Genomic DNA, 20368 nt, shown 5'->3' on the forward strand with positions numbered 1-20368 from the left:
GACGTTTTAGCTACCAGGAGGCGTCGCATTGCTGCGTTGCACAAAAATACTTTGTCCGATATCATCAAGCGAGACTCTTGGCCGATAATCAAGCGCCTACAACCACAACGGCCCGCTGCAACGCGAAACGCGTGTTTGCGAAGCCCCATGCGAATCGCCCCAACGCCGGAGCACCCATGCTCTATCAACTGCATGAATTCCAGCGGGCTCTGCTCAGCCCGCTGACCGCCTGGGCCCAGGCCGCGTCGAAATCCTTCGCGAATCCGGCCAGCCCTCTCGCCTATGTCCCGGGCGCCACCCGTCTTTCCGCTGGTTACGAACTGCTCTACCGGCTCGGCAAAGACTACGAAAAACCCGAATTCAACCTGCATCAGATTGTTAAGGATGGTCATAACATCCCAATCATCGAGCAGACCATCATTGAAAAGCCGTTCTGCCGTCTGCTGCGCTTCAAGCGTTTCGCTGACGACAGCGCCGCTGTCAGTCAACTGAAAGACGAGCCGGTGGTCCTGGTGTGCGCGCCGTTGTCCGGCCACCACGCCACGCTGCTGCGCGATACGGTGCGCACCCTGCTGCAAGACCACAAGGTGTACATCACCGACTGGATCGATGCGCGCATGGTGCCGCTCGAAGAGGGCAGATTCCAGCTCGACGATTACGTTGCTTACATTCAGGAATTCATCCGCCACATCGGCGCGAAAGATCTGCACGTCATCTCCGTGTGTCAGCCGACCGTGCCGGTGCTGGCTGCCATCTCGCTGATGGCGAGCCGTGGCGAAGACACGCCGCGCACCATGACAATGATGGGCGGCCCGATCGACGCGCGTAAGAGCCCGACCTCGGTGAACTCGCTTGCCACGCAGCACTCGTTCGAATGGTTCGACAACAACGTGATCTACACGGTGCCGCCGAATTATCCGGGCGTAGGACGCAAGGTTTACCCGGGCTTCCTGCAGCACACTGGTTTTGTAGCCATGAATCCGGAGCGCCACGCGGCCTCGCACTGGGATTACTACCAGAGCCTGATGCGCGGCGACGAAGAAGACGCCGAAGCACACCGCCGCTTCTACGACGAGTACAACGCCGTGCTCGACATGGACGCCGAGTACTACCTCGACACGATCCGCGTGGTCTTCCAGGAATTCCGCCTCGCCGAGGGCACCTGGGATGTGGCCGGCGAGCGCGTGAGGCCGCAGGACATCAAGAAGACTGCCCTCTTTACGATCGAAGGCGAGCTCGACGACATCTCCGGCGACGGCCAGACGCGCGCCGCGCAGGATCTGTGCAGCGGCATCCCGCCGGCGCACAAGCAGCATTTCACGGCGGAAAAGTGCGGCCACTACGGCATTTTCTCGGGCCGCCGCTGGCGCACCATCATTTATCCGCAGCTGCGCGACTTCATCCTCGCGCACAACAAGGCGCCGAAGACCGCGAAGGAAAAAGTCGAAGCCTGAACACAATGCAGCATGGCGGCCTTGCTGAAACCGGGCCGCCACGTCGAAGGTTGTGTGCGCATCAAATATGAAGCAACGGCCCCTGCGGGGGCCGTTGTCGTTTGGAAGCGAACTCTGGCGTTTAACGCCTAAGCAGATACGCGAGCAGCAGCTCGGTGTTCATCTGCACGACTTCGCTGCGCTCCGCGGGTGCGCTGAAATCACGGGCGAGCGTTGCTTCCAGCGTGTAGCGGTTCGACACGATGTAGTAGCCCATGCCCGAAAGCGTGACGTAGAAGCGCAACGGGTCGACATTGGTTCGAAACAGGCCTGCTCGCTGACCACGCTCGAGAATGCCACCGAGTGTTGCAACAATCGGCGAGATCATTTCCCGGATGCGCGTGGACTTCTGCATATAGCGCGCTTCATGCAGATTCTCATTATTCACAAGACGCAGCAGCTCCGGATGATCCCGGTAGTAGTCCCACACGAAATGCGCAAGCCGCGTAATGGCCTCGACCGGCGCAATGCCGTTCAATTCCAGCGTGCGTTCCGCCTCGTTTAACGCGCCGAAGGCGTGTTCGAGCACAGCCGTAAATAGCTGCTCCTTGCTACCGAAGTAGTAATAGAGCATGCGTTCATTCGTTTCAGCTCGGCGGGCGATCTGGTCGACGCGTGCGCCGAACAACCCACCATTCGCAAACTCCTCGGCGGCCGCGAGCAGGATACGGCGCCGGGTGCCTTCAGGATCTCTTTTGATTTTGGGCTGATTCATGGTGGCATTATCGTGAGCCGCGTTATCCGGATCGTGCCGCCGGCCTCTCCTCGGGCCTTGCACCGACAGCACTAAACGGGCTGGTTGGGGGACACCCTTCTGCGGTCTTTCGGAAAAGCGCTTTGATTATGGCACATGGTTTGGTAATGGCAATCGGGGAAATCGGCGATAATGAAGCAATTTCCCTAAGCTTGATTGAGTCAGCCAATTCGCGCGGCTCCCGACTGTCGGCAAGCGCCTGTGGCGGCCCGCCGGCCAGTCTTACCGTCTTCACTGTGACCGATTCCATAACACTCGCAGATCGCATCGAAGATCTGCTTCCCCAGACACAATGTACGAAGTGCGGCTACGCAGCATGCCGGCCGTACGCCGAAGCTGTAGCCGTTGGCACAGCGAACTACAACCAGTGCCCGCCAGGCGGCCACGAAGGTGTCGCGCGGCTGGCCGCCCTGCTCGGCAAGCCGGTCATCCCCCTCAATCCCACTAACGGCATCGAACGGCCGCGGCCGGTTGCCGTCATCGACGAGAGCCTGTGCATCGGTTGCACGCTATGCATGCAGGCGTGTCCGGTGGACGCGATTCTTGGTGCACCGAAGCAAATGCATACGGTCATCGAGGCGCTGTGCACGGGCTGCGACCTGTGCGTCGCGCCCTGCCCGGTCGACTGCATCGCCATGCTGCCCGTCACCGGTGAGGCGACCGGATGGGATGCCTGGACATCGGGCGAGGCCAACGCCGCTCGCGAACGTCACGACCGCCGCGAAGCGCGCCTCGCGCGCGAACGCGATGCCGCCGAAGCACGCGCAGCGGCCCGCCGTGCCGCGGGCGGTACCTCGGTTAGCGCTGCCGCTCAGGCATCCGCTGACGGGACTGCTGCGTTGACCGATGCCTCCGCGCCGGCTGCCACCGACGACCCCGAAGCCAAAAAGCGCGCGATCATCCAGGCCGCGCTCGAACGCGCGCGCAAGAAAAAGGAAGAGCTCGCCGCGAAAGGCGCCGGTCCGCAAAACGTGGAGCGCGTGAGTGCCGAGGTGCAGGCGCAGATCGACGCTGCCGAAGCGCGCCGCCGGCGCCTCGGTATCGAAGGTAACGTTGCATCCGGTAACGAAGCCAATGAACCGACGCAAGCGGCCAAAGCCGACCCGATCCCCCGTACGCCTAAACCCTGACCTATCCGCCCTGGTATGAACGCGAACAAACGCCGCGCCATCTACGAGACGCTTCAGAGCCTCAACCCGCATCCGACAACCGAACTTGAGTACACCACACCGTTCGAACTGCTGATTGCGGTGATGTTGTCGGCGCAAGCCACCGATGTGTCGGTCAACAAGGCGATGCGCAAGATGTTCCCGGTTGCGAACACGCCGCAGAAGATCTTCGATCTGGGCGAGGACGGCGTGGCGGACTACATCAAGACCATCGGGCTCTACCGGACCAAAGCGAAGAACGTCGTCGCGACCTGCCGGATTCTGCTCGACCAGTACGGCGGCGAGGTACCGGACGACCGCGAAGCGCTCGAAAGCCTGCCCGGGGTGGGTCGCAAGACGGCCAATGTGGTGCTGAACACGGCCTTCGGCCATGCAACGATCGCCGTGGATACGCACATCTTTCGGGTTGCGAATCGAACCGGGCTTGCACCGGGCAAGGATGTGCGGGCAGTAGAAGCGGCGCTGGCGAAGTTCACGCCAGCCGAATTCAGGCAGGACGCGCATCACTGGCTGATCCTGCACGGGCGCTATGTCTGCAAGGCGCGGCGGCCTGAATGCTGGCACTGCGTGATCGAGCCGCTGTGCGAATTCAGGCCGAAGACTCCGCCGCCGGATCTGTGAGATAGTCGTATCTCGCACCCCTCACCACCGTTTTCAGTCCACGATGTTCAATCCCAGCCGCGACGAAGTCCGAAGCTTTTTCACCGAGACCTGGCGCAAGCAGCGCGAAGGCACGATCCTGACCCCGCTCGAGGCAATCGCCGCCGACTGGATCGTCGAGCACCCCGAATACCACACCGAGCTCACGGATGGCGAAGCCGCATCCGCCCAGGACTACTCGCCTGCACGCGGCCAGAGCAATCCGTTTCTGCATCTGTCGATGCATCTGGCGATCAGCGAGCAACTGTCGATCGATCAGCCGCCTGGCATCCGCGCCGCACATGAGCGGCTCGTGGGCCGCCTGGGCTCAACCCACGATGCACAGCACGCCATTATGGAGTGCCTCGGCGAGACGCTCTGGGAGGCGCAACGCACCGGCACACCGCCCGACACGGACGCCTACCTGCAACGCATCGAGCGCCGCGCGTCGCGCGACTGACGCGGGTCGACTGTCGGGCGTCGACTAACGCGCACCTCGCGTTGGCACGTCGACCGGCACCAGACACGTCATTCAAGCCCCTCGTTCAACCGCCCCAAAGCGAAACACCCCGCCAAGGCGGGGTGTTTCCGTTTTCACATCAGCAAAGCACGCCGCGAGGCGCGACGTGCTTACTTCTTCTCGACCAGATCGCCGCTCAGCGACTCGACATACGCCGCGATGTCCTTCATGTCGCTTTGCGACAGACTCTGCACCTGTGCCTGCATGATCGGGTTGTTGCGGCCGAAGTGCGGGTTGCCGTTGCCCATCTGATACTGGCGCAGCGCCCAGTACACGTAGTCGGCATGCTGACCGGCAAGCTTCGGGTATTCCGGGCTGACCGGCTTGTTCAGGTTCACGCCGTGGCAAGCCGCGCAGTTGTGCGCATCGGCCAGCACCTTGCCGTTGCCGGCGTCGGCGGCATACGCCACGTTGGCTGCGGCCAGACCGAGCAATGCCGTTGCTGCGCAGGCAGCCTTGAACATCGTATGGAGTGCCAGTTGAGGCTTCTTCATGAATTCTCCTATCCCGCGAAAGTAAATAGCCGAGCGACTGGATGGATGACCGCAGCCGATCACTTGTCGGGATTGTTTTTCGAAGCGGAGGTCTGCGCCGCGTAGTACGCAGCAATGTCGGCGATGTCCTGATCCGACAGCGACGTGGCGATGGCGTGCATCGTTTCGAAGCGGCGGTCGCCTTTCTTGTACTCGTGCAGTGCGTTCTCGATGTACGTCTGATTCTGGCCACCGAGGATAGGCACCCGATAGACCTCTGGGTACGCCGTGCGGTAGTCAGGAATGCCGTGACAGCCAATACACATCGAGACCTTACCTTGGCCCGCCTTGGCGTTGCCGACGATATCCGCTGCCTGCACAGTGGCCGCGTAGCCCGCTAGCACCGACAGCGCTGTGATCACGACGTGTTTGACGACGAATTTATTCATAGCATGTAACCTGGCTTGAGGGGAAACGGGCGCCCGAAAAGGCAACGGCCTGCACCATTATTCTTCTAAGGTTGCCACGCAGGCCAAAAAAATCGGGCTAATTGTACCGCGCCGCTGCGCGGGGCGTCCACAGAGCGGGGAAGCCCCAGCCGGCGGGGCAAAGCGCCCCGCGAGGCAAGCGCACTAAGGGCAAACCCGCACGAGACAAACCGCCGCACGCGGCCCGCCCACCGGGCCGCGCACCGGTAGCCGGTGCGGGTGACACCATACGACAGCCCGAATCAGGCCAACAGGGCTTCTGACTTATACTGGAATTTTTCCCGAAAGAGCGTCTCGTCATGCGTTTCGAAGGCTCATCGCAATACGTCGCCACCGACGACCTCAAGCTCGCGGTCAACGCCGCGATGACGCTGCAACGTCCGTTGCTCATCAAAGGCGAACCCGGCACGGGCAAAACCATGCTTGCCGAGGAAGTGGCGGCCGCACTTGGCATGCCGTTGATGCAATGGCACATCAAGTCCACCACCAAGGCGCAGCAAGGCCTCTACGAATACGATGCGGTGTCGCGCCTGCGCGATTCGCAACTGGGCGACGAGCGCGTCAAGGACATCCGCAACTACATCGTCAAAGGCGTGTTGTGGCAGGCGTTCGAAGCGGACCAGCAGACCGTGCTGCTGATCGACGAGATCGACAAGGCCGACATCGAATTCCCCAACGACCTGCTGCGCGAGCTCGACCGCATGGAGTTCTACGTCTACGAGACGCACGAACTGATCCGCGCGAAGCACCGCCCGCTCGTCATCATTACGTCGAACAACGAGAAGGAACTGCCGGACGCATTCCTGCGCCGCTGCTTCTTCCACTACATCAAGTTCCCGGACCCGGTGACGATGCAGCAGATCGTCGAAGTGCACTTCCCCAACATCAAGAAAGATCTGCTGAGCGCGGCAATGGCGAGTTTTTTTGAACTGCGCAACGTGTCGGGTCTGAAGAAGAAGCCGTCTACCTCAGAACTGCTCGACTGGCTGAAGCTGCTACTCGCCGAAGACATTCCGCCGGAAGCGCTGCGCTCGTCGGACCATAAGCAGATCATTCCACCGCTGCATGGCGCGCTGCTGAAGAACGAGCAGGACGTGAGCCTGTTCGAACGGCTCATTTTCATGAACCGCAACAACCGTTGAACGGAGTGCGTGCGCCTGAAGCAGACGCGCACGCCTTGCGACGGCGCACCGGCATCCGGGTGCGCTGAAGCGGAGGAAACCGCATGCTGATCGACTTCTTTTACTCATTGCGCGCGGCCAGGCTGCCGGTCTCCGTCAAGGAATACCTGACGCTGCTTGAGGCGCTCAAGGGCAACGTGATCGCGCCGTCGCTCGACGAGTTCTACTACCTCGCCCGTCTGACGCTCGTAAAAGACGAGCAGTATTTCGACAAGTTCGACCAGGCCTTTGGCGCCTATTTCAACGGCGTGGCGGCCAAATCCGAACTGGCGCTCGACGTCCCGCTCGACTGGCTGAAAAAGAAGCTGCAGCGCGATCTGTCGCCGGAAGAAAAAGCGCAGATCGAAGCGATGGGCGGCCTCGACAAGCTGATGGAGCGCCTCAAGGAACTGTTCGAGGAGCAGAAGGAGCGCCACGAAGGCGGCAACAAGTGGATCGGCACCGGCGGCACGTCGCCGTTCGGCAACGGCGGGTATAACCCCGAGGGCATCCGTATTGGTGGCGACGCGGCGGGCAATCGCACCGGCGCCAAGGTGTGGGAAGCGCGCGCCTATCGCGACTACGACGACCAGGTGGAAATCGGCACGCGCAACATCAAGGTCGCGCTGCGGCGGCTGCGGCGCTTTGCGCGCGAAGGCGCGGCCGAAGAACTCGACCTGCCCGACACCATCCGCAGCACCGCGGCGAACGCCGGCTGGCTCGATCTGAAGATGGTGCCGGAGCGGCACAACAAGGTGAAAGTGCTGATGCTGCTCGATGTGGGTGGATCGATGGACGACCACATCAAGCGCACCGAGGAGCTCTTCTCCGCCGCGAAGGCGGAGTTCAAGCACCTCGAGTTCTATTACTTCCACAATTGCGTGTACGACTTCCTGTGGAAAAACAACCGCCGCCGTCATGCAGAGCGCATGCCCACCTGGGACGTGCTGCACAAGTTCACGCCGGACTACAAGCTGATCTTCGTCGGCGACGCCACGATGAGCCCCTACGAAGTACTGCAGCCAGGCGGCTCGGTGGAATACAACAATCCCGAGGCCGGTGCGGTGTGGCTGCGGCGCCTCGCCGACCATTTCCCGCATCACGCGTGGCTGAATCCCGAGCCGGAAGGGCTGTGGGAATATCGGCAATCGGTGTCGGCGATCCGCGAAGTGCTGGGCCATCGGATGTATCCTCTCACCCTCGCCGGTCTGGAGACCGCGATGCGCACGCTAAGCAAGTGATTTACGCCAGCCAGCCACGCCAGTAAGCTGCACCAGCCTGACCTTCACCCATAAGAAAACTGAGACCTTCTGCATGAGTTCGCCCTCCTCTCCCGAGTTGTCCCCTTCGACACCGCGGCCCTCGCGCCTGAGGCCGTTCGCGGACACCTCGCTATCGACGCTCGTGGCAGGCTTCGTCGCCATGATGACGGGCTATACCAGCTCGCTCGTACTGATGTTCCAGGCAGGTCAGGCCGCGCATCTCTCCGATGCGCAGATTTCCTCGTGGATCTGGGCGCTTTCGATCGGCATGGCGCTCTGCACGATCGGCCTGTCGCTGCGCTTTCGCGCGCCGATCGTGATTGCATGGTCGACGCCAGGGGCCGCGCTACTGGTGTCGTCGCTGCCGCACGTGGTATATCCGCAGGCGATCGGCGCGTTTATCGTCTGCGCGCTGTTGCTCACGGTGGTGGGTTTGACTGGCTGGTTCGACACGCTGATGAAAAAGATTCCGGCCGGAATCGCCTCGGCGCTGCTGGCCGGCATCCTGTTCGAGATCGGCATCGAAATTTTCCGAGCCGCGCAATTCCAAACCGCGCTGGTGCTGGCGATGTTCTTCACCTACCTCGTCCTCAAGCGCCTCGCGCCCCGCTATGCGATCGTGACGACGCTGGTGGTAGGCACCGCCGTGGCCGGCGGCCTCGGCCTGCTCGACTTCAGCCACTTTCATGTGGCGCTCGCGCAGCCCGTGCTGACCATGCCGGCGTTCTCGGCTGCGGCGATCATCAGCATCGGCATTCCGCTGTTCGTCGTCGCCATGGCCTCGCAGAACGTGCCGGGGATTGCCGTCTTGCGCGCCGACGGCTATACGACGCCGTCAGCGCCGTTGATCGCCACCACCGGCATCGCTTCGTTGCTGCTCGCGCCGTTCGGCTCGCACGGCATCAATCTTGCGGCCATTACGGCAGCCATCTGTACCGGCCCAGAGTCTCACGAGGATCGTAACAAGCGTTACACCGCCGCCGTCTGGGCGGGCGTCTTTTATCTGATCGCCGGCATCTTTGGCGCGACAATTGCTGCACTGTTCGCTTCGCTGCCCAAGGCGCTGGTGGTTTCGGTAGCGGCGCTGGCCCTGTTCGGCTCGATCATGAGCGGACTCGCCAACGCCATGCAGGATCTCAAACAGCGTGAGGCCGCGCTCGTCACTTTTATGGTGACCGCCTCCGGCCTGACCCTGCTGTCGATCGGCTCGGCATTTTGGGGCCTGGTGGCAGGCGTGCTCACGCAACTCGTGCTGAATGCGAGGCGGCCCTGAACGAAAGCTGAGGCCAGGCGTGGCGAAGGCTGAAAGGATCGGCAAATGCACATGTAAAAGCCGCAGCGACCGATCCGCCATAGAATAGAAGTATCGGGCGGCATTCCCCGGCAATATCATGAGGAATGCCGCAGCGTGAAATGCTGCAGTCAGGGGCACCGGAGCATCCGCTCCAGTGGCCTTTGCGGCGACCTCCACCTTTTGGACTATTGCGCCTGTGCGCCTAAAGGCTCGACATGACTACCGCACTCGATCAACTCAAGCAATTCACGACCGTCGTCGCCGACACCGGTGACTTCCAGCAACTCGCCCAGTACAAACCGCAGGACGCGACCACCAACCCGTCGCTGATCCTCAAGGCCGTACAGAAGGCCGACTACCGTCCGCTGCTGGAAAAAACCGTGCGCGATCACGCGTCGAAACCGGTGGGCGCGATCATCGACAATCTGCTGATCGCCTTCGGCACCGAAATCCTCAAGATCATCCCAGGCCGCGTTTCGACCGAAGTCGATGCGCGTCTGTCGTTCGACGTCAAGGCGTCGATCGAAAAGGGTCATGAACTGATCAAGCTGTACGAAGCCGCCGGCATCGGCCGCGAGCGGATCCTGATCAAGCTCGCGTCCACGTGGGAAGGCGTCCGCGCCGCGGAGCAACTGCAAAAGGAAGGCATCCACTGCAACATGACGCTGCTGTTCTCGCTCGCCCAGGCCGCTGCCTGCGCCGAAGCGGGCGCGCAACTGATCTCGCCGTTCGTCGGCCGGATCTACGACTGGTACAAGAAGAACGCCGGCAGCGCGTGGGATGAAGCGAAAGACGGCGGCGCGAACGATCCGGGCGTGCATTCGGTGCGGCGCATCTATGCGTACTACAAGAAGTTCGGCTACAAGACCGAGGTGATGGGCGCGAGCTTCCGCACACCGGGTCAGGTCCTCGAACTGGCCGGCTGCGATCTGCTGACCATCAGCCCGGATCTGCTGCAGAAGCTGCAGGACAGCACGGACAAGGTGGAGCGCAAACTGTCGCCGGAACTGGGCCAGAGCGGGAACATCGAACGCGTGCCGGTCGACGAATCGTCGTTCCGTTTCCTAGTCAACGACGAAGCCATGGCTACCGAAAAGCTCGCCGAAGGCATTCGCGCGTTCGCCGCCGATGCGGTCAAGCTGGAAAAGCTGATCGAAGAACTTCGCTAACTGCGTTAAGTACGTCTGAGCCATCCGGCCCTTCTCCAGGGACGGTCAACACGGCTTCGGCGGATTTCACCTGGTTTCACAAACAACGCCACGACAGACGACTACAATCGTTTGTCGTGGCGTTGTTTTGTCTGCCTCGGCAGCGGCTGCGTCGCGCGCGTGACCACTTTCGCAATCAGTTGCATGGGACAGGGAGACGACCATGGAAATCCAGCCTTACGTATTTTTTGAAGGCCGCTGTGAAGAAGCGCTGAGCTTCTACACCGACAAGCTAGGCGCCGAGTTGCAGTTCAAGATGCACTACAAGGACGCGCCGCCCAATCCTGACCAGACGCCCAATCCGAAATTCGCCGACATGGTCATGCATGCCTCGGTCAAGTTCGGCTCGACCATCCTCATGATGTCCGACGACTGTATGAGCGAAAGCGTCACTCATACCGGTTTCAGGCTGACTCTGACTGGCAACGACCTCGCCCACGCCGAGAAGCTGTACAACGCCCTGGCCGAAGGCGGCAAGGTCGACATGCCGTGGCAGGCCACTTTCTGGACCAAAGGCTTCGGCATGCTGACCGACAAGTTTGGGATCGGCTGGATGGTGATGGCCCCCGAACAACCCAACTGAGCACCCACCGAAAGTACGCGCCTGCCGCTGCCCTTGCAGGTGACGAGGCAGCAAGGCGAAGCGACGCCTCACACGGCTCAGCCTGGCTTCGCCGCGGCGACACGGGCGGCCGTGCCGTGCCGCTCGATATTCCAGTTAGGCTCCGTTTCGAGCAGCAAGGCCCGCAAGCGGTCGACCTGCTCGATCATCCGCTCGCCGAGCCAGTAAGGCCCCTGCAGTTCCGGGGCGAGGTGCTCAGGCAGCGTACCGCCCGGCACACGGGCCAGCACCACCTGAGGCGCCAGAAAACGCGCCGCACCGCCGAAACGCAGGCCGCGCGCCATCGCCAGCAGCATGGCGCGCACCGTGCGCGCCTCGGCACTGCATTGCCGGGAGAACGCCGCACGCGCGGCAATGTCCGCGTGCGCCAGCGCGCCGGTCGCCATCATTTCCAGCGCACTCAGCATCGAGCGGTGAACACGCTGGATCTCTTCCAGTTTCGCCTGCGGCACGCCGGTTTCCTTGGCTACCCAAGGCATCAACGGACGAAGCTGCACCAGCCGCGCGTTCAACTCCAGAAACGTCTTGATCTCTTCGTCTGCGTCAAACGGCGCACCGTTCACAAGATGGGTGTACGTCCGGGCGCAGCCACGCAGATTTTCCGCGAGCCGGTAACGCCATGAATAAGTCGCATGCAATGGCAGCGCAAACGAGAACGCCAGCGCAATCGCAATACCGATCAGCACGTTCAGCGTGCGCCATAGGCCCGTGTCGATCTGATTGTCGCCATGCCCCGCGACGATGCACATCGTAATCGCCGTCAGCAGTCCGACATACCCTCCCTTGCCAATGGCGTACCACGCACAGATCCCCGCCACGACGGACATCAGCACGTAGGTCAGCCACAGCGAGCCGAGCAGGTTCTGCTGCAGGATCAGCACGAGCCCAATGGTCGCGCCAAGCATCGTGCCGGCCGCGCGCTCGGTGGCCTTTTTACGAATGTTGCCGTGATGCTGCAAGCCGCCGATCACCACCAGCAGCGTCACCGACGACCAGATCCCATGCGGAATATTGATGCCGGTGGAGGCGAGAATCGACACCATCATCGCAAGGCCCACTCGCACGCTATGCAGCAGCTTGGCGTGCCGGTAACGGTAATACGGCGAGGTGATAACCCTGAGGATGCGGCTCGCGCTCGAGCGGCGCGGCATCACGGGATCGCGTTCGGAATCAGAATCGGCAGAGGACATGGTCGCGCGAAATCGGAAGCTGCGATGTAGCTATCCTGCACCAAAATGCAAAGCGCCCGCAATTTTTCGTTGCGGGCGCTTTCGGACGATGGCTTCGGAGGATCAGCTTTCGACGACGTCCAGATAGTCTTCCGGGTTGGTGCGATCTTCGGCGTGCTTCATGCCGACGGCGCGCACCAGCAGGCTCACCACCACCGACACCACCAGGTTCACGATCAGCGACCACACCGCCGCGTAGCCGGGAATCGCAAGGCCGAACAGGTGGATCGTGAAGATCGAACCGGCGAGCTTCAGCGAGATCGCCATCCACGTCCCGGTTGCAATACCGACGGCCCAGCCGAGCAGCAGGCCGCGATAGTCGAGCATGCGCGTGTAGAGACCCAGCACGATCGACGGCAGCGTCTGGATGATCCAGATGCCGCCCAGCAACTGCAACTGGATCGCATACGTGAGCGGCAAGCCGAGAATGAACGCCACCGCGCCCACCTTGACGAGCAGCGAAACCAGCTTGGCAATGTTGGTTTCCTGCTCACCCGTCATGTGCCGGTTGATGAACTCCTTGTGGATATTGCGTGTGTACAGATTGGCCGCTGCAATCGACATGATCGCCGCCGGCACCAGAGCGCCGATACCGATCGCCGCGAACGCCACCCCGACGAACCACGCCGGGAAGAAATGCAGGAACAGCGCCGGCACCGCGAAGTTCGGGCCGAAGGCCTTGAAGTACGGGGCGAATTCCGGCATGTCCTTCACGCCCGCCGCCAGTGCCATGAAGCCGAGCAGCGCCAGCAGGCCGAGCACCAGCGAATAGGCCGGCAGCATCGCCATATTGCGGCGGATCGTGTTGCCCGATTTCGAGGACAGCACCGCCGTAATCGAGTGCGGGTAGAGGAACAGCGCCAGCGCCGAGCCGACCGCCAGCGTGGCATAAGCGCTGTAGCCGTTCAGGTTCGATACGTCTGGCGCCTTCAACAGCAGCTTGGCCGGCGGCACCGCGGCGAAGATGTGCCCGAAGCCGCCTAGTTGCGGCGGAATCACGATTACCGCAGCCGCGATCGTGACATAGATCAACACGTCTTTGACCACCGCGATCATGGCCGGCGCACGCAATCCCGACGTGTACGTGTAGGCCGCCAGAATCGCGAAGGCGATGATGAGCGGCAGATCGCCGACAAAACCGCTGGTGTCGAAACCAAGCGCGCCGATCACAACCTCGATACCGACCAACTGCAACGCGATATACGGCATGGTGGCGACGATACCGGTCAAAGCGACTGCCAGTGCAAGCATTCGGCTGCCATAGCGCGCGTTGACGAAGTCCGCGGACGTCACGTAGCCGTGACGTTTCGCAATGCTCCACAGCTTCGGGAACACGACGAAAGCAAACGGATAGATCAGGATCGTGTAAGGCAGTGCGAAGAAGCCGGTCGCGCCCGCGCCGAACACAAGCGCCGGCACCGCGACGAAGGTGTAGGCGGTGTACAGGTCGCCGCCCAGCAGGAACCACGTCACGATGGTACCGAAGCGCCGGCCGCCGAGGCCCCACTCTTCGAGATGCGCGAGATCGCCGCGCCGCCAGTGAGCCGCGATAAAGCCGAGAATCGTGACGCCGATGAAGAACAGGACAAAGACAAAGGTGGCGACGGGATTCATTGAACGCCCCCTTGCGAGCTATCCGGTGCGCGCCGCTTGGTCTTGAAGTAGACGAGCGCCGTGATGACCGCGCTGATCAGCACCCACAGCAGCTGATACCAGTAGAAGAACGGGAAATCGAACAGCTGCGGTTCAACCTTGTTATATGACGGCACCCAGATCATCGCGATCCAGGGAAGCAACAGCAACCAGAGCCAGCGCTTGCTGGCTCTGTTGGCGTCGGCGTCGTGAGCCATGACGTCTCCTCTTTCCTTTTATTGACTTGCGTCCCGTGGTTGACGGGCAATGAACCCCATACCGGAGAAGCCACGGGCGACCCGAAAGCAATGAAAGAGTATAGGAGTCGCAAAGGTACGGTCAAGCCGGGGCGACCCCGACGCAACGCCTGCTTGCCTCATCCGCCTAAATTGAGAACGACCCGCCGTGTTGCCCGGTCGATTCCCGCAGACCCTTGATCCACTGACGCGCCGGCAAGCCAAGTTCGGCTTCGATCAGCCTGGCGCGCGCTTCGAGCGTCGTGAACGGCACATCAAGTGCCGGGCCCGAAAACGCAATCGCCACGCGGTTGCCGTCATGCACTTCGGGCAGCGCGACCACACGGCCGTCGAAGGCCTCGTTCATACGCTTCATGTTGCGCACGAAGCTCGGATGATCGCCGAACAGGTTCACCGTCACGAGGCCCGCGTCAGTCAGACACGCACGCACCGCGCGGTAGAACGCCACGCTGTCGAGCACCGGACCGCGCGCTGTCGCATCGTAGACGTCGATCTGCAGCGCGCCGATAGTGCCGTGGTTCATGCGATCGTTGACGAAGTCCCACGCATCGGTTTCATGCACGGTAAGACGGGCATCGTCGGACGGCAACTGGAACATCGTGCGCGCGGCGATTACCACGGCCGGATTCAGTTCGACTGCTTCGACGTTCGAGCTCTTCAGGAAGCGATACGCAAACTTGGTCAGCGCCGCCGCGCCCAGCCCAAGTTGTACGATACGCTTCGGCGCTTCGAGGAACAGCAGCCAGGCCATCATCTGCTGCGCGTATTCGAGTTCGATGTGATCGGGCTTGCGCAGACGCATCGCGCCCTGCACCCACTCCGTGCCGAAATGCAGATAGCGCACGCCGCTTTCCTCCGAGAACGTCACCGGGGCAAAACGCGGCTTGCGTGGCGCTTCGATTTGCGGCGCGTCATCAAGGTCTTCGTCGCGTTGCGCGCGCTTGCCTGTCCGCAAAGTTTTCTGCCGGGTGGCGACCGATTCGGCTTCCCGGTTGCGGAATGCACGGGCCTCGGCCGAAGCGCGCTTGATCAGTTTCGTCATGTGAGGATGTCGCGCCAGAGACGCAATATTTTGGTCGAACGAGAGCATAGCATTCGCAGCACCCGAATTTCTTTTCCATGTACCCTGTTTGCAGAGCGTGTGCGGCCAGTTCGCAATCTGCTTTCCCGCACGCTATCCGGCCTTTACATTACTTGAAACTTTATTTCGCCGCGCCGTCATCGAAGCCTGATACGGTCGTCAGGACAGACTCACACCACCACAAAGGATCCTCGAGTATGAGCAACATCCACTTCATTGGCGGAGAAAAAGGCGGCGTGGGCAAATCGCTCGTCGCGCGCGTGCTGGCGCAGTACTTCATCGACACCAACGTGCCGTTTCTGGGCTTCGACACCGACCGCTCGCATGGCGCGTTGCTGCGCTTCTATGGCGACTACGCCGCGCCCGCGGTGCTGGACCGGCATGACAGCCTCGATCCCGTGATGGAAGCCGCACTCGAAGATCCGCAGCGGCGCATTCTGGTGGACCTCGCCGCCCAGACACAACAGCCGCTCGCCAAATGGCTCGACGATTCAGACGTGCTAACCGTGGCCGAAGAAAGTGGCCTCACGCTGACGTGGTGGCATGTGATGGATAGCGGCCGCGATTCGGTCGATCTGCTGCGGCAATGGCTCGACCAGTTCGGCGGGCGCCTCAAGCTGGTGATCGTTCTGAACGAAGTGCGTGGCGATCGCTTCGAGATTCTGGAGGCATCCGGCGAACGCGCGCGGGCCGAGGCATTGGGCGCCAGCGTGATCACCCTGCGTCATCTGCCCGATACGACCATGCAGAAGATCGATCAGCAGAGCACGAGCTTTTGGGCCGCGGTCAATCATCCGGACCGCGCTGCTACAGGGCTTGGTCTGCTGGAGCGGCAACGCGTGAAGATATGGCTGCAGCGCGTGTATGGCGAGTTGGCGAAACTCGGGGTGTAGGCTAGGTGCGGCCGGCTAGGTACGACCGCTCTGCACGACCTTGGGCGAGGACGGCTCGACCAGCCAGCCGCGCAACGCTTCCCATGCCTTGAGCTTGTCCGTATAAGGCACGGTGTAGGCGGGGCTGCTCGAAGGAAGGCTGATGAACTCCACCTTGCCGGCTGCGCCGAGTAGTGCTCGCATGCCGAGTCGCGCAGCCGTGCCGCCGTTGAACGCGACCGCAACGAGATGAGGCAGCGATTCAACGAGTGCCGTCAGGTCGTTGCTGGCATGGTTGCGGATCCGGCTATCAAGGCTTCCCTCGCGCTGCGCCTCCGCGACGACGTCCCAGAGACCGACGCGATGACGCAGCAGCGTCTGCAGACGCGCGAGGTAATCGAGGCTGTGAACCTCCTCGCCAATCACGTCGCCGATCAGATGCCAGAAGCGATTCTGCTTGTGCGCGTAGTACTGCGACTGCGCAAGCGAGACTTCGCCCGGCAGACTACCTAAGACCAAGACTCTCGTATTGGCATCCACGACGGGGGGAAAGCAGCGCTTTTGCGTCGTCATGCAAGCTACCCCTTGCGGGTTTCGCGCTGCACCGGATGAGCACGCGACGCTGTGTGCTCAAGCGGCCGGCCGTGTTCGCGCACGTGGGTGCGCTGCGGTTCATGCCCAGACAATTCGGCCGTGGAAGACACCAGATGTGTCCACAAGGCGGGCAACATGCACTCGGTGACCATCAGCGGCGCGCCATGACGCTCGAACACCGAGCGGCGCGCAACCAGCGCCTGCGGATGCCGATGCCCCTCACCGATCTCGCGCGCAGCCAGCCGATACAGCGGATGACGCGCTGTGAGCCGGCGGCTCACTAGCGCCGAACGGGCGACGCTGCTATCGCTGTAGAGCAGTTCGGCCAGCGGCCGTGTGCGCAACTTGCGCATGGCCTGCCAGACACCGACGCTCGCGGCCAGAGGCGCAATGCTGTGTGCCGCGACGAACGGCGTACCGTCCACTGACAACACCACCTCACGGACCCACACCGGTGCGCGGCACTCAACGCCAAGTGCGTCGCACTCGTCGGCCCATGGCAGCGCCACCGCTTCGCGTGTGACCCGCACCGCAACGGCGCCGAGCGTGCGCAGATGCGCGGTGAGCGAGCCACCGCGGGTGAGCCAGTCTTTCTGGTCCCGGCTGAAACCGGGTAAGGGCGCGACGCGCCAATGGGCGTCAGCGGCATCGAAACGGATAGCCATGGTGTCGGATTATAACGGCGCCGTGTAGGGATACGCCTTTCAGCGCGCAGCTTACAAGGTTCCCCACTACCTCGCTTCCAGGCTGACCTGCGTCAACCCATCTCCGGCTTTCGGACTGTTCCGATTCTCCGCTCACCGCCCCGCACGATAAAAGATCGCTGCGTTACGAAGTCGGCGGTCCGCTCTTTCATATGTCGCGGACGCGCCATGTGATCAGATACCAAAGGAGAAGACTAGAGATGAGAAGATTCCTGAGTGCAAGCGCGTGCGCCATGGCCGTGCTGGTGTTGGCCGGTTGTGCAGCGCCGCTGGATCGGGCCAAAGAGACATCGTTGAATCAGGCTGTGGGCATCGAGGTGAAACCGGTTGCCGGCGGCGTCTCCGTCAAGCTGCCTGAGACTGCGCTGTTCGACTTCGGCAAGTCGGAGATACGTCCCGACGCGGCTGCAGTCATCAACCGTTCGGCGGTCTTGCTCAATCGCAGCAAGAAGCCGATCCTCGTCGAAGGGTACACCGACAACGTCGGCACGCTCGAGTACAACCAGCAACTGTCGGAAGCACGCGCCACAGCGGTGGGTTATGCGCTGGTGGCACGCGGCGTGGCCACGGAGCGCATCCGCACCAAGGGCAACGCCTACAACAATCCCGTAGCCAGCAACGATACGCCTGAGGGACGCGCGCTGAACCGGCGCACCGAGATCCTCGTGCATGGCGAGACAATGGATACGTTGATGGGACGCTAGGCAGCGAGTTCCTCGCGCGCTACGTTGATGGCGTCCCTGAAGCAGTGGACGCTGTTCAATGCGTGGGCCAACCGCTCGAGCGCATCGGCGTGCTGGTATGGCTGTATCGACTGGTTTGTCTGATGTGCCGCCAGATAGATGTCAGCGCGAGCAATCAGCGTGTCGAGTTCTTCCATGCTCCACCATCGTTCGCAAGCGTGCCGCCACCCGCTCGACCACCGTCGCCCACGCGCCAGGTTCGGGTTGCCTGTAGAGCTGAACCGAGTCGTACCAGGGCTGCGTTTCCGCGTTGCCCCAGCACCAGTGCGAGACATGATCGAGCATTGCCAGTACCGGACGGCCTAACGAGCCGCCCAGATGCAACGGCGCACTGTCGACAGTCACCACGGCATCGAGTGCAGCGACAAGTGCGGCAACGTCATCGAAGCCAGCCTCGTAGCGACCAGTGAGATCACGCACGCGATAGCCCTGCGCTGTCATGACTGCCACATCTGCACTCAGCGCCGGCGTGAGCGGATAAAACACGACGCCCGGCAGCGCCAGAACCGGCGCCAGTGATGCAAGAGGAATCGAACGCTTTGCGTCGCGGCGGTGCGTCGGACTGCCGGACCACACGAGCCCAACGTGCAGCAAGGGCGAAGGCGCATCGTCCACCCTCACCTTCTTCTGCCAATGCGCCAGTCGCTGCGGATCCGCCTGCAAATAAGCCCCACCGCGCACCTGCTCCAGTTGCAAACCAAGCGTGAGCGGCAAGCTCATCATCGGCAAACCGAAGTCGGGCTTGCCGAGCGGACCCTCTTCGATCGACACACAATCGGCATAAAAACGCCGGAACAACGGCGCAAGCGCCCGCCGCACTGCCAGCACCAACCGGCCGCCTTCGTCGTGTACACGCGCTGCCAGCTCCGGGAGAAACCGCACCATCTGGATATCGTCGCCATTGCCCTGCTCGCTATGCACGACGAGCGTCTTGCCCGCGAGCGGTTCGCCACGCCAGCGCGGACACAGGTTCGCCATCAAGGCAACGATGTTGTTCACCTCACGATCGTCGCGTTTCAAGCGCGCTTCGAAACGCGGCCACGCTGCCGACCAGTCGCCTCGGCGCAACTCCAGGTCGGCCAGATCGACGGCAGGCAAGGCGGCATCCGGGTCCAGTGCAAGCGAGGCATGCAGCATTGCTTCGCTTTCGTCGTAACGCGCCTGCTCGGCGAGGTACTGACCAATGGCGGCGAGAACGGCCGCATTGCCTGGCGCTGCCGCGTCGACTGCGCGCATCGTCGCCTCGGCGCCGGCGGCGTCGTTGCGCTGCCATTGCGCGTGACTCAGTTGCCAGGAGATTTCGGCGTCGGCCGGGTGCTTCGCGAGTACCTCACGACACACACGTTCGACCGTGCCCCAATCGCGAATCTCGCGATACGCCAGCGCCAGTTGCAACGGCAGCGCGGGATGAATCGCCGGATCGAGCGCATAGGCTCGCAAGAGCGCCTCGCGTCGCTCCGCACTCGCCACAGGACCCGGCATCGACGAGAGCGCAATCGCAAGCCACCAGGGCGCACGCCCATCTTGAGGCGCATGCCGGCCGTAAGCACGCAGCATATGCGCTGCCGCCGAATGCGCCCGGCACGAGTCGATCAGCCACACAATCCATTGGATCGACGCCTCAACGGATTGCGCCCCCACCGCCAGTTCGCTGTAGCGCTTTGCGACATCCTGCTTGCCGAGCGCATCGGCAAACAGCGCGAGCCGCGCATAGCGGCCGCCACTGAGGGTTTCGCCACCTGACAGCGAAGCACTGTGATATGCCTGCTCGAATTGCCCGGCGCTCGCGCACAGGTCCGCGTGAATCTGCGGTGTCACACCGTCTTGCGCCAGTTCGACTGCGCGATGCTGAGCGGCGTCGAAACCCAGCTCGCAAAGGGCGGACCACACGAGATAAACGGGATCATCCAGCGTGACTGCGTTTGTTTCGGACATGGAAGAAAGTGAAGAAGGTGACGATGAGACCTCGGGCCGTCACACACAGAGATCCCTTCAAGATCGATCGTGCGTCCGGGGCCGGAGCGCCACAGCATATGACGAATTTGCGCTAGCGCATCTCATATTCAGATCTCAAATTAATCGCGTTGATAAATTTTAGTTAGTAAACCATACTTATTTTCGTTCGGCCGAACGCGACTCACCTCTTTAATCCACATTAAGAATAATCGCAAAGG

Annotated in this window: 22 protein-coding genes; 11 read left to right on the forward strand and 11 right to left on the reverse strand. The window is 62.0% G+C overall.

The genetic code is table 11. The features are described from left to right. The first annotated feature begins 176 nt into the window (after positions 1–176). Positions 177–1454, forward strand: a complete 1278-nt coding sequence (locus P3T24_RS27455) for a polyhydroxyalkanoate depolymerase (protein ID WP_074265393.1) — start codon at positions 177–179, stop codon at positions 1452–1454. A 121-nt stretch (positions 1455–1575) separates the two neighbouring features. On the opposite strand, the gene P3T24_RS27460 is transcribed toward P3T24_RS27455, so the two are convergent. Further along, complete coding sequence (locus tag P3T24_RS27460) at positions 1576–2208, reverse strand: TetR/AcrR family transcriptional regulator (RefSeq protein ID WP_074265394.1); 633 nt, start codon at positions 2206–2208, stop codon at positions 1576–1578. Between the two features lie 275 nt (positions 2209–2483). Here P3T24_RS27460 and rsxB point away from each other — a divergent pair, with 275 nt between their 5' ends. Genes rsxB through P3T24_RS27475 form a run of 3 tightly spaced genes read left to right on the forward strand, consistent with a single transcriptional unit; the run spans position 2484 to position 4515 of the window. Further along, positions 2484–3377 carry an electron transport complex subunit RsxB gene (gene rsxB, locus P3T24_RS27465; RefSeq protein WP_429439562.1) on the forward strand — a complete coding sequence of 298 codons (894 nt, stop codon included), beginning with the start codon at positions 2484–2486 and terminating at the stop codon, positions 3375–3377. Positions 3378–3392: 15 nt separating this feature from the next. Next, positions 3393–4037: an endonuclease III gene (gene nth, locus P3T24_RS27470; RefSeq protein WP_429439565.1), complete on the forward strand. Its 645-nt coding sequence runs from the start codon at positions 3393–3395 to the stop codon at positions 4035–4037. 43 nt (positions 4038–4080) lie between these two features. Then, positions 4081–4515, forward strand: coding sequence for a DUF1841 family protein (locus P3T24_RS27475; RefSeq protein WP_429439567.1), 435 nt, complete (start codon positions 4081–4083; stop codon positions 4513–4515). A gap of 170 nt (positions 4516–4685) precedes the next feature. On the opposite strand, the gene P3T24_RS27480 is transcribed toward P3T24_RS27475, so the two are convergent. Next, positions 4686–5069, reverse strand: coding sequence for a c-type cytochrome (locus P3T24_RS27480; RefSeq protein ID WP_074265397.1), 384 nt, complete (start codon positions 5067–5069; stop codon positions 4686–4688). Between the two features lie 59 nt (positions 5070–5128). Then, entirely contained in the window at positions 5129–5497 is a 369-nt protein-coding gene (locus tag P3T24_RS27485; RefSeq protein WP_074265398.1) for a c-type cytochrome, read from the reverse strand. A 338-nt stretch (positions 5498–5835) separates the two neighbouring features. Between P3T24_RS27485 and P3T24_RS27490 the strand changes: the two genes are divergently transcribed. The 5 genes from P3T24_RS27490 to P3T24_RS27510 all read left to right on the forward strand — a co-directional run bounded on the left by P3T24_RS27490 (position 5836) and on the right by P3T24_RS27510 (position 11043). Further along, on the forward strand, positions 5836–6678 hold the full coding sequence (locus tag P3T24_RS27490) for an AAA family ATPase (protein WP_429439570.1): 843 nt from the start codon (positions 5836–5838) through the stop codon (positions 6676–6678). Between the two features lie 83 nt (positions 6679–6761). Further along, a complete protein-coding gene (locus P3T24_RS27495) occupies positions 6762–7937 on the forward strand; it encodes a vWA domain-containing protein (protein WP_429439573.1) in 1176 nt (391 codons plus the stop codon). Between the two features lie 73 nt (positions 7938–8010). Beyond that, positions 8011–9231 carry a benzoate/H(+) symporter BenE family transporter gene (locus tag P3T24_RS27500; protein WP_429439576.1) on the forward strand — a complete coding sequence of 407 codons (1221 nt, stop codon included), beginning with the start codon at positions 8011–8013 and terminating at the stop codon, positions 9229–9231. Between the two features lie 236 nt (positions 9232–9467). Continuing rightward, on the forward strand, positions 9468–10421 hold the full coding sequence (gene tal, locus P3T24_RS27505) for a transaldolase (RefSeq protein WP_429439578.1): 954 nt from the start codon (positions 9468–9470) through the stop codon (positions 10419–10421). 202 nt (positions 10422–10623) lie between these two features. After that, positions 10624–11043 (forward strand): VOC family protein, encoded by a 420-nt coding sequence (locus P3T24_RS27510; RefSeq protein WP_074265403.1) that lies wholly within the window; start codon positions 10624–10626, stop codon positions 11041–11043. Between the two features lie 77 nt (positions 11044–11120). Here the strand turns inward: P3T24_RS27510 and P3T24_RS27515 are convergent, their stop codons facing one another. From P3T24_RS27515 to P3T24_RS27530, 4 genes are all read right to left on the reverse strand, one after another. After that, entirely contained in the window at positions 11121–12272 is a 1152-nt protein-coding gene (locus tag P3T24_RS27515; protein ID WP_429439581.1) for an FUSC family protein, read from the reverse strand. Positions 12273–12374: 102 nt separating this feature from the next. Then, complete coding sequence (gene mctP, locus P3T24_RS27520) at positions 12375–13925, reverse strand: monocarboxylate uptake permease MctP (RefSeq protein ID WP_429408775.1); 1551 nt, start codon at positions 13923–13925, stop codon at positions 12375–12377. Further along, the gene (locus P3T24_RS27525; RefSeq protein ID WP_074265405.1) at positions 13922–14161 is read right to left on the reverse strand and encodes a DUF3311 domain-containing protein; all 240 of its coding nucleotides are present in this window, start codon (positions 14159–14161) and stop codon (positions 13922–13924) included. The genes mctP and P3T24_RS27525 overlap by 4 nt, the downstream gene beginning before the upstream one ends. Before the next feature lie 166 nt (positions 14162–14327). Continuing rightward, positions 14328–15242: a spermidine synthase gene (locus tag P3T24_RS27530; RefSeq protein WP_429439584.1), complete on the reverse strand. Its 915-nt coding sequence runs from the start codon at positions 15240–15242 to the stop codon at positions 14328–14330. Between the two features lie 236 nt (positions 15243–15478). On the opposite strand from P3T24_RS27530, the gene P3T24_RS27535 reads away from it, so the two are divergent. After that, positions 15479–16174: a mobilization protein gene (locus tag P3T24_RS27535; protein ID WP_074265406.1), complete on the forward strand. Its 696-nt coding sequence runs from the start codon at positions 15479–15481 to the stop codon at positions 16172–16174. A gap of 15 nt (positions 16175–16189) precedes the next feature. Here P3T24_RS27535 and P3T24_RS27540 read toward each other — a convergent pair whose 3' ends face one another. Beyond that, on the reverse strand, positions 16190–16726 hold the full coding sequence (locus P3T24_RS27540) for a DNA-deoxyinosine glycosylase (RefSeq protein WP_074265407.1): 537 nt from the start codon (positions 16724–16726) through the stop codon (positions 16190–16192). A 5-nt stretch (positions 16727–16731) separates the two neighbouring features. Further along, a complete protein-coding gene (locus P3T24_RS27545; RefSeq protein ID WP_429439587.1) occupies positions 16732–17412 on the reverse strand; it encodes a chorismate--pyruvate lyase family protein in 681 nt (226 codons plus the stop codon). A gap of 239 nt (positions 17413–17651) precedes the next feature. On the opposite strand from P3T24_RS27545, the gene P3T24_RS27550 reads away from it, so the two are divergent. Then, on the forward strand, positions 17652–18155 hold the full coding sequence (locus P3T24_RS27550) for an OmpA family protein (protein WP_429408771.1): 504 nt from the start codon (positions 17652–17654) through the stop codon (positions 18153–18155). On the opposite strand, the gene P3T24_RS27555 is transcribed toward P3T24_RS27550, so the two are convergent. Together P3T24_RS27555 and P3T24_RS27560 are read right to left on the reverse strand one after the other, a co-directional pair. After that, positions 18152–18331 carry a hypothetical protein gene (locus P3T24_RS27555; protein WP_429439589.1) on the reverse strand — a complete coding sequence of 60 codons (180 nt, stop codon included), beginning with the start codon at positions 18329–18331 and terminating at the stop codon, positions 18152–18154. The two genes, P3T24_RS27550 and P3T24_RS27555, sit on opposite strands and share 4 nt — an antisense overlap. Beyond that, the gene (locus P3T24_RS27560; RefSeq protein WP_429439592.1) at positions 18297–20129 is read right to left on the reverse strand and encodes a tetratricopeptide repeat protein; all 1833 of its coding nucleotides are present in this window, start codon (positions 20127–20129) and stop codon (positions 18297–18299) included. The genes P3T24_RS27555 and P3T24_RS27560 overlap by 35 nt, the downstream gene beginning before the upstream one ends. Positions 20130–20368 lie beyond the last annotated feature (239 nt).

This window comes from Paraburkholderia sp. GAS33, from assembly GCF_050436645.1.
In the GTDB taxonomy this organism is placed as follows: Bacteria; Pseudomonadota; Gammaproteobacteria; order Burkholderiales; family Burkholderiaceae; genus Paraburkholderia; species Paraburkholderia phenazinium_B.

Bases quoted from the DNA above. Each gene is read 5' to 3' on its own strand.
- P3T24_RS27455 (WP_074265393.1), top strand. From the start codon at position 177: ATGCTCTATCAACTGCATGAATTCCAGCGGGCTCTGCTCAGCCCGCTG.
- P3T24_RS27460 (WP_074265394.1), bottom strand. From the start codon at position 2,208: ATGAATCAGCCCAAAATCAAAAGAGATCCTGAAGGCACCCGGCGCCGT.
- nth (WP_429439565.1), top strand. From the start codon at position 3,393: ATGAACGCGAACAAACGCCGCGCCATCTACGAGACGCTTCAGAGCCTC.
- P3T24_RS27475 (WP_429439567.1), top strand. From the start codon at position 4,081: ATGTTCAATCCCAGCCGCGACGAAGTCCGAAGCTTTTTCACCGAGACC.
- P3T24_RS27480 (WP_074265397.1), bottom strand. From the start codon at position 5,069: ATGAAGAAGCCTCAACTGGCACTCCATACGATGTTCAAGGCTGCCTGC.
- P3T24_RS27485 (WP_074265398.1), bottom strand. From the start codon at position 5,497: ATGAATAAATTCGTCGTCAAACACGTCGTGATCACAGCGCTGTCGGTG.
- P3T24_RS27490 (WP_429439570.1), top strand. From the start codon at position 5,836: ATGCGTTTCGAAGGCTCATCGCAATACGTCGCCACCGACGACCTCAAG.
- P3T24_RS27495 (WP_429439573.1), top strand. From the start codon at position 6,762: ATGCTGATCGACTTCTTTTACTCATTGCGCGCGGCCAGGCTGCCGGTC.
- P3T24_RS27500 (WP_429439576.1), top strand. From the start codon at position 8,011: ATGAGTTCGCCCTCCTCTCCCGAGTTGTCCCCTTCGACACCGCGGCCC.
- tal (WP_429439578.1), top strand. From the start codon at position 9,468: ATGACTACCGCACTCGATCAACTCAAGCAATTCACGACCGTCGTCGCC.
- P3T24_RS27510 (WP_074265403.1), top strand. From the start codon at position 10,624: ATGGAAATCCAGCCTTACGTATTTTTTGAAGGCCGCTGTGAAGAAGCG.
- P3T24_RS27515 (WP_429439581.1), bottom strand. From the start codon at position 12,272: ATGTCCTCTGCCGATTCTGATTCCGAACGCGATCCCGTGATGCCGCGC.
- mctP (WP_429408775.1), bottom strand. From the start codon at position 13,925: ATGAATCCCGTCGCCACCTTTGTCTTTGTCCTGTTCTTCATCGGCGTC.
- P3T24_RS27525 (WP_074265405.1), bottom strand. From the start codon at position 14,161: ATGGCTCACGACGCCGACGCCAACAGAGCCAGCAAGCGCTGGCTCTGG.
- P3T24_RS27530 (WP_429439584.1), bottom strand. From the start codon at position 15,242: ATGACGAAACTGATCAAGCGCGCTTCGGCCGAGGCCCGTGCATTCCGC.
- P3T24_RS27535 (WP_074265406.1), top strand. From the start codon at position 15,479: ATGAGCAACATCCACTTCATTGGCGGAGAAAAAGGCGGCGTGGGCAAA.
- P3T24_RS27540 (WP_074265407.1), bottom strand. From the start codon at position 16,726: ATGACGACGCAAAAGCGCTGCTTTCCCCCCGTCGTGGATGCCAATACG.
- P3T24_RS27545 (WP_429439587.1), bottom strand. From the start codon at position 17,412: ATGGCTATCCGTTTCGATGCCGCTGACGCCCATTGGCGCGTCGCGCCC.
- P3T24_RS27550 (WP_429408771.1), top strand. From the start codon at position 17,652: ATGAGAAGATTCCTGAGTGCAAGCGCGTGCGCCATGGCCGTGCTGGTG.
- P3T24_RS27555 (WP_429439589.1), bottom strand. From the start codon at position 18,331: ATGGAAGAACTCGACACGCTGATTGCTCGCGCTGACATCTATCTGGCG.
- P3T24_RS27560 (WP_429439592.1), bottom strand. From the start codon at position 20,129: ATGTCCGAAACAAACGCAGTCACGCTGGATGATCCCGTTTATCTCGTG.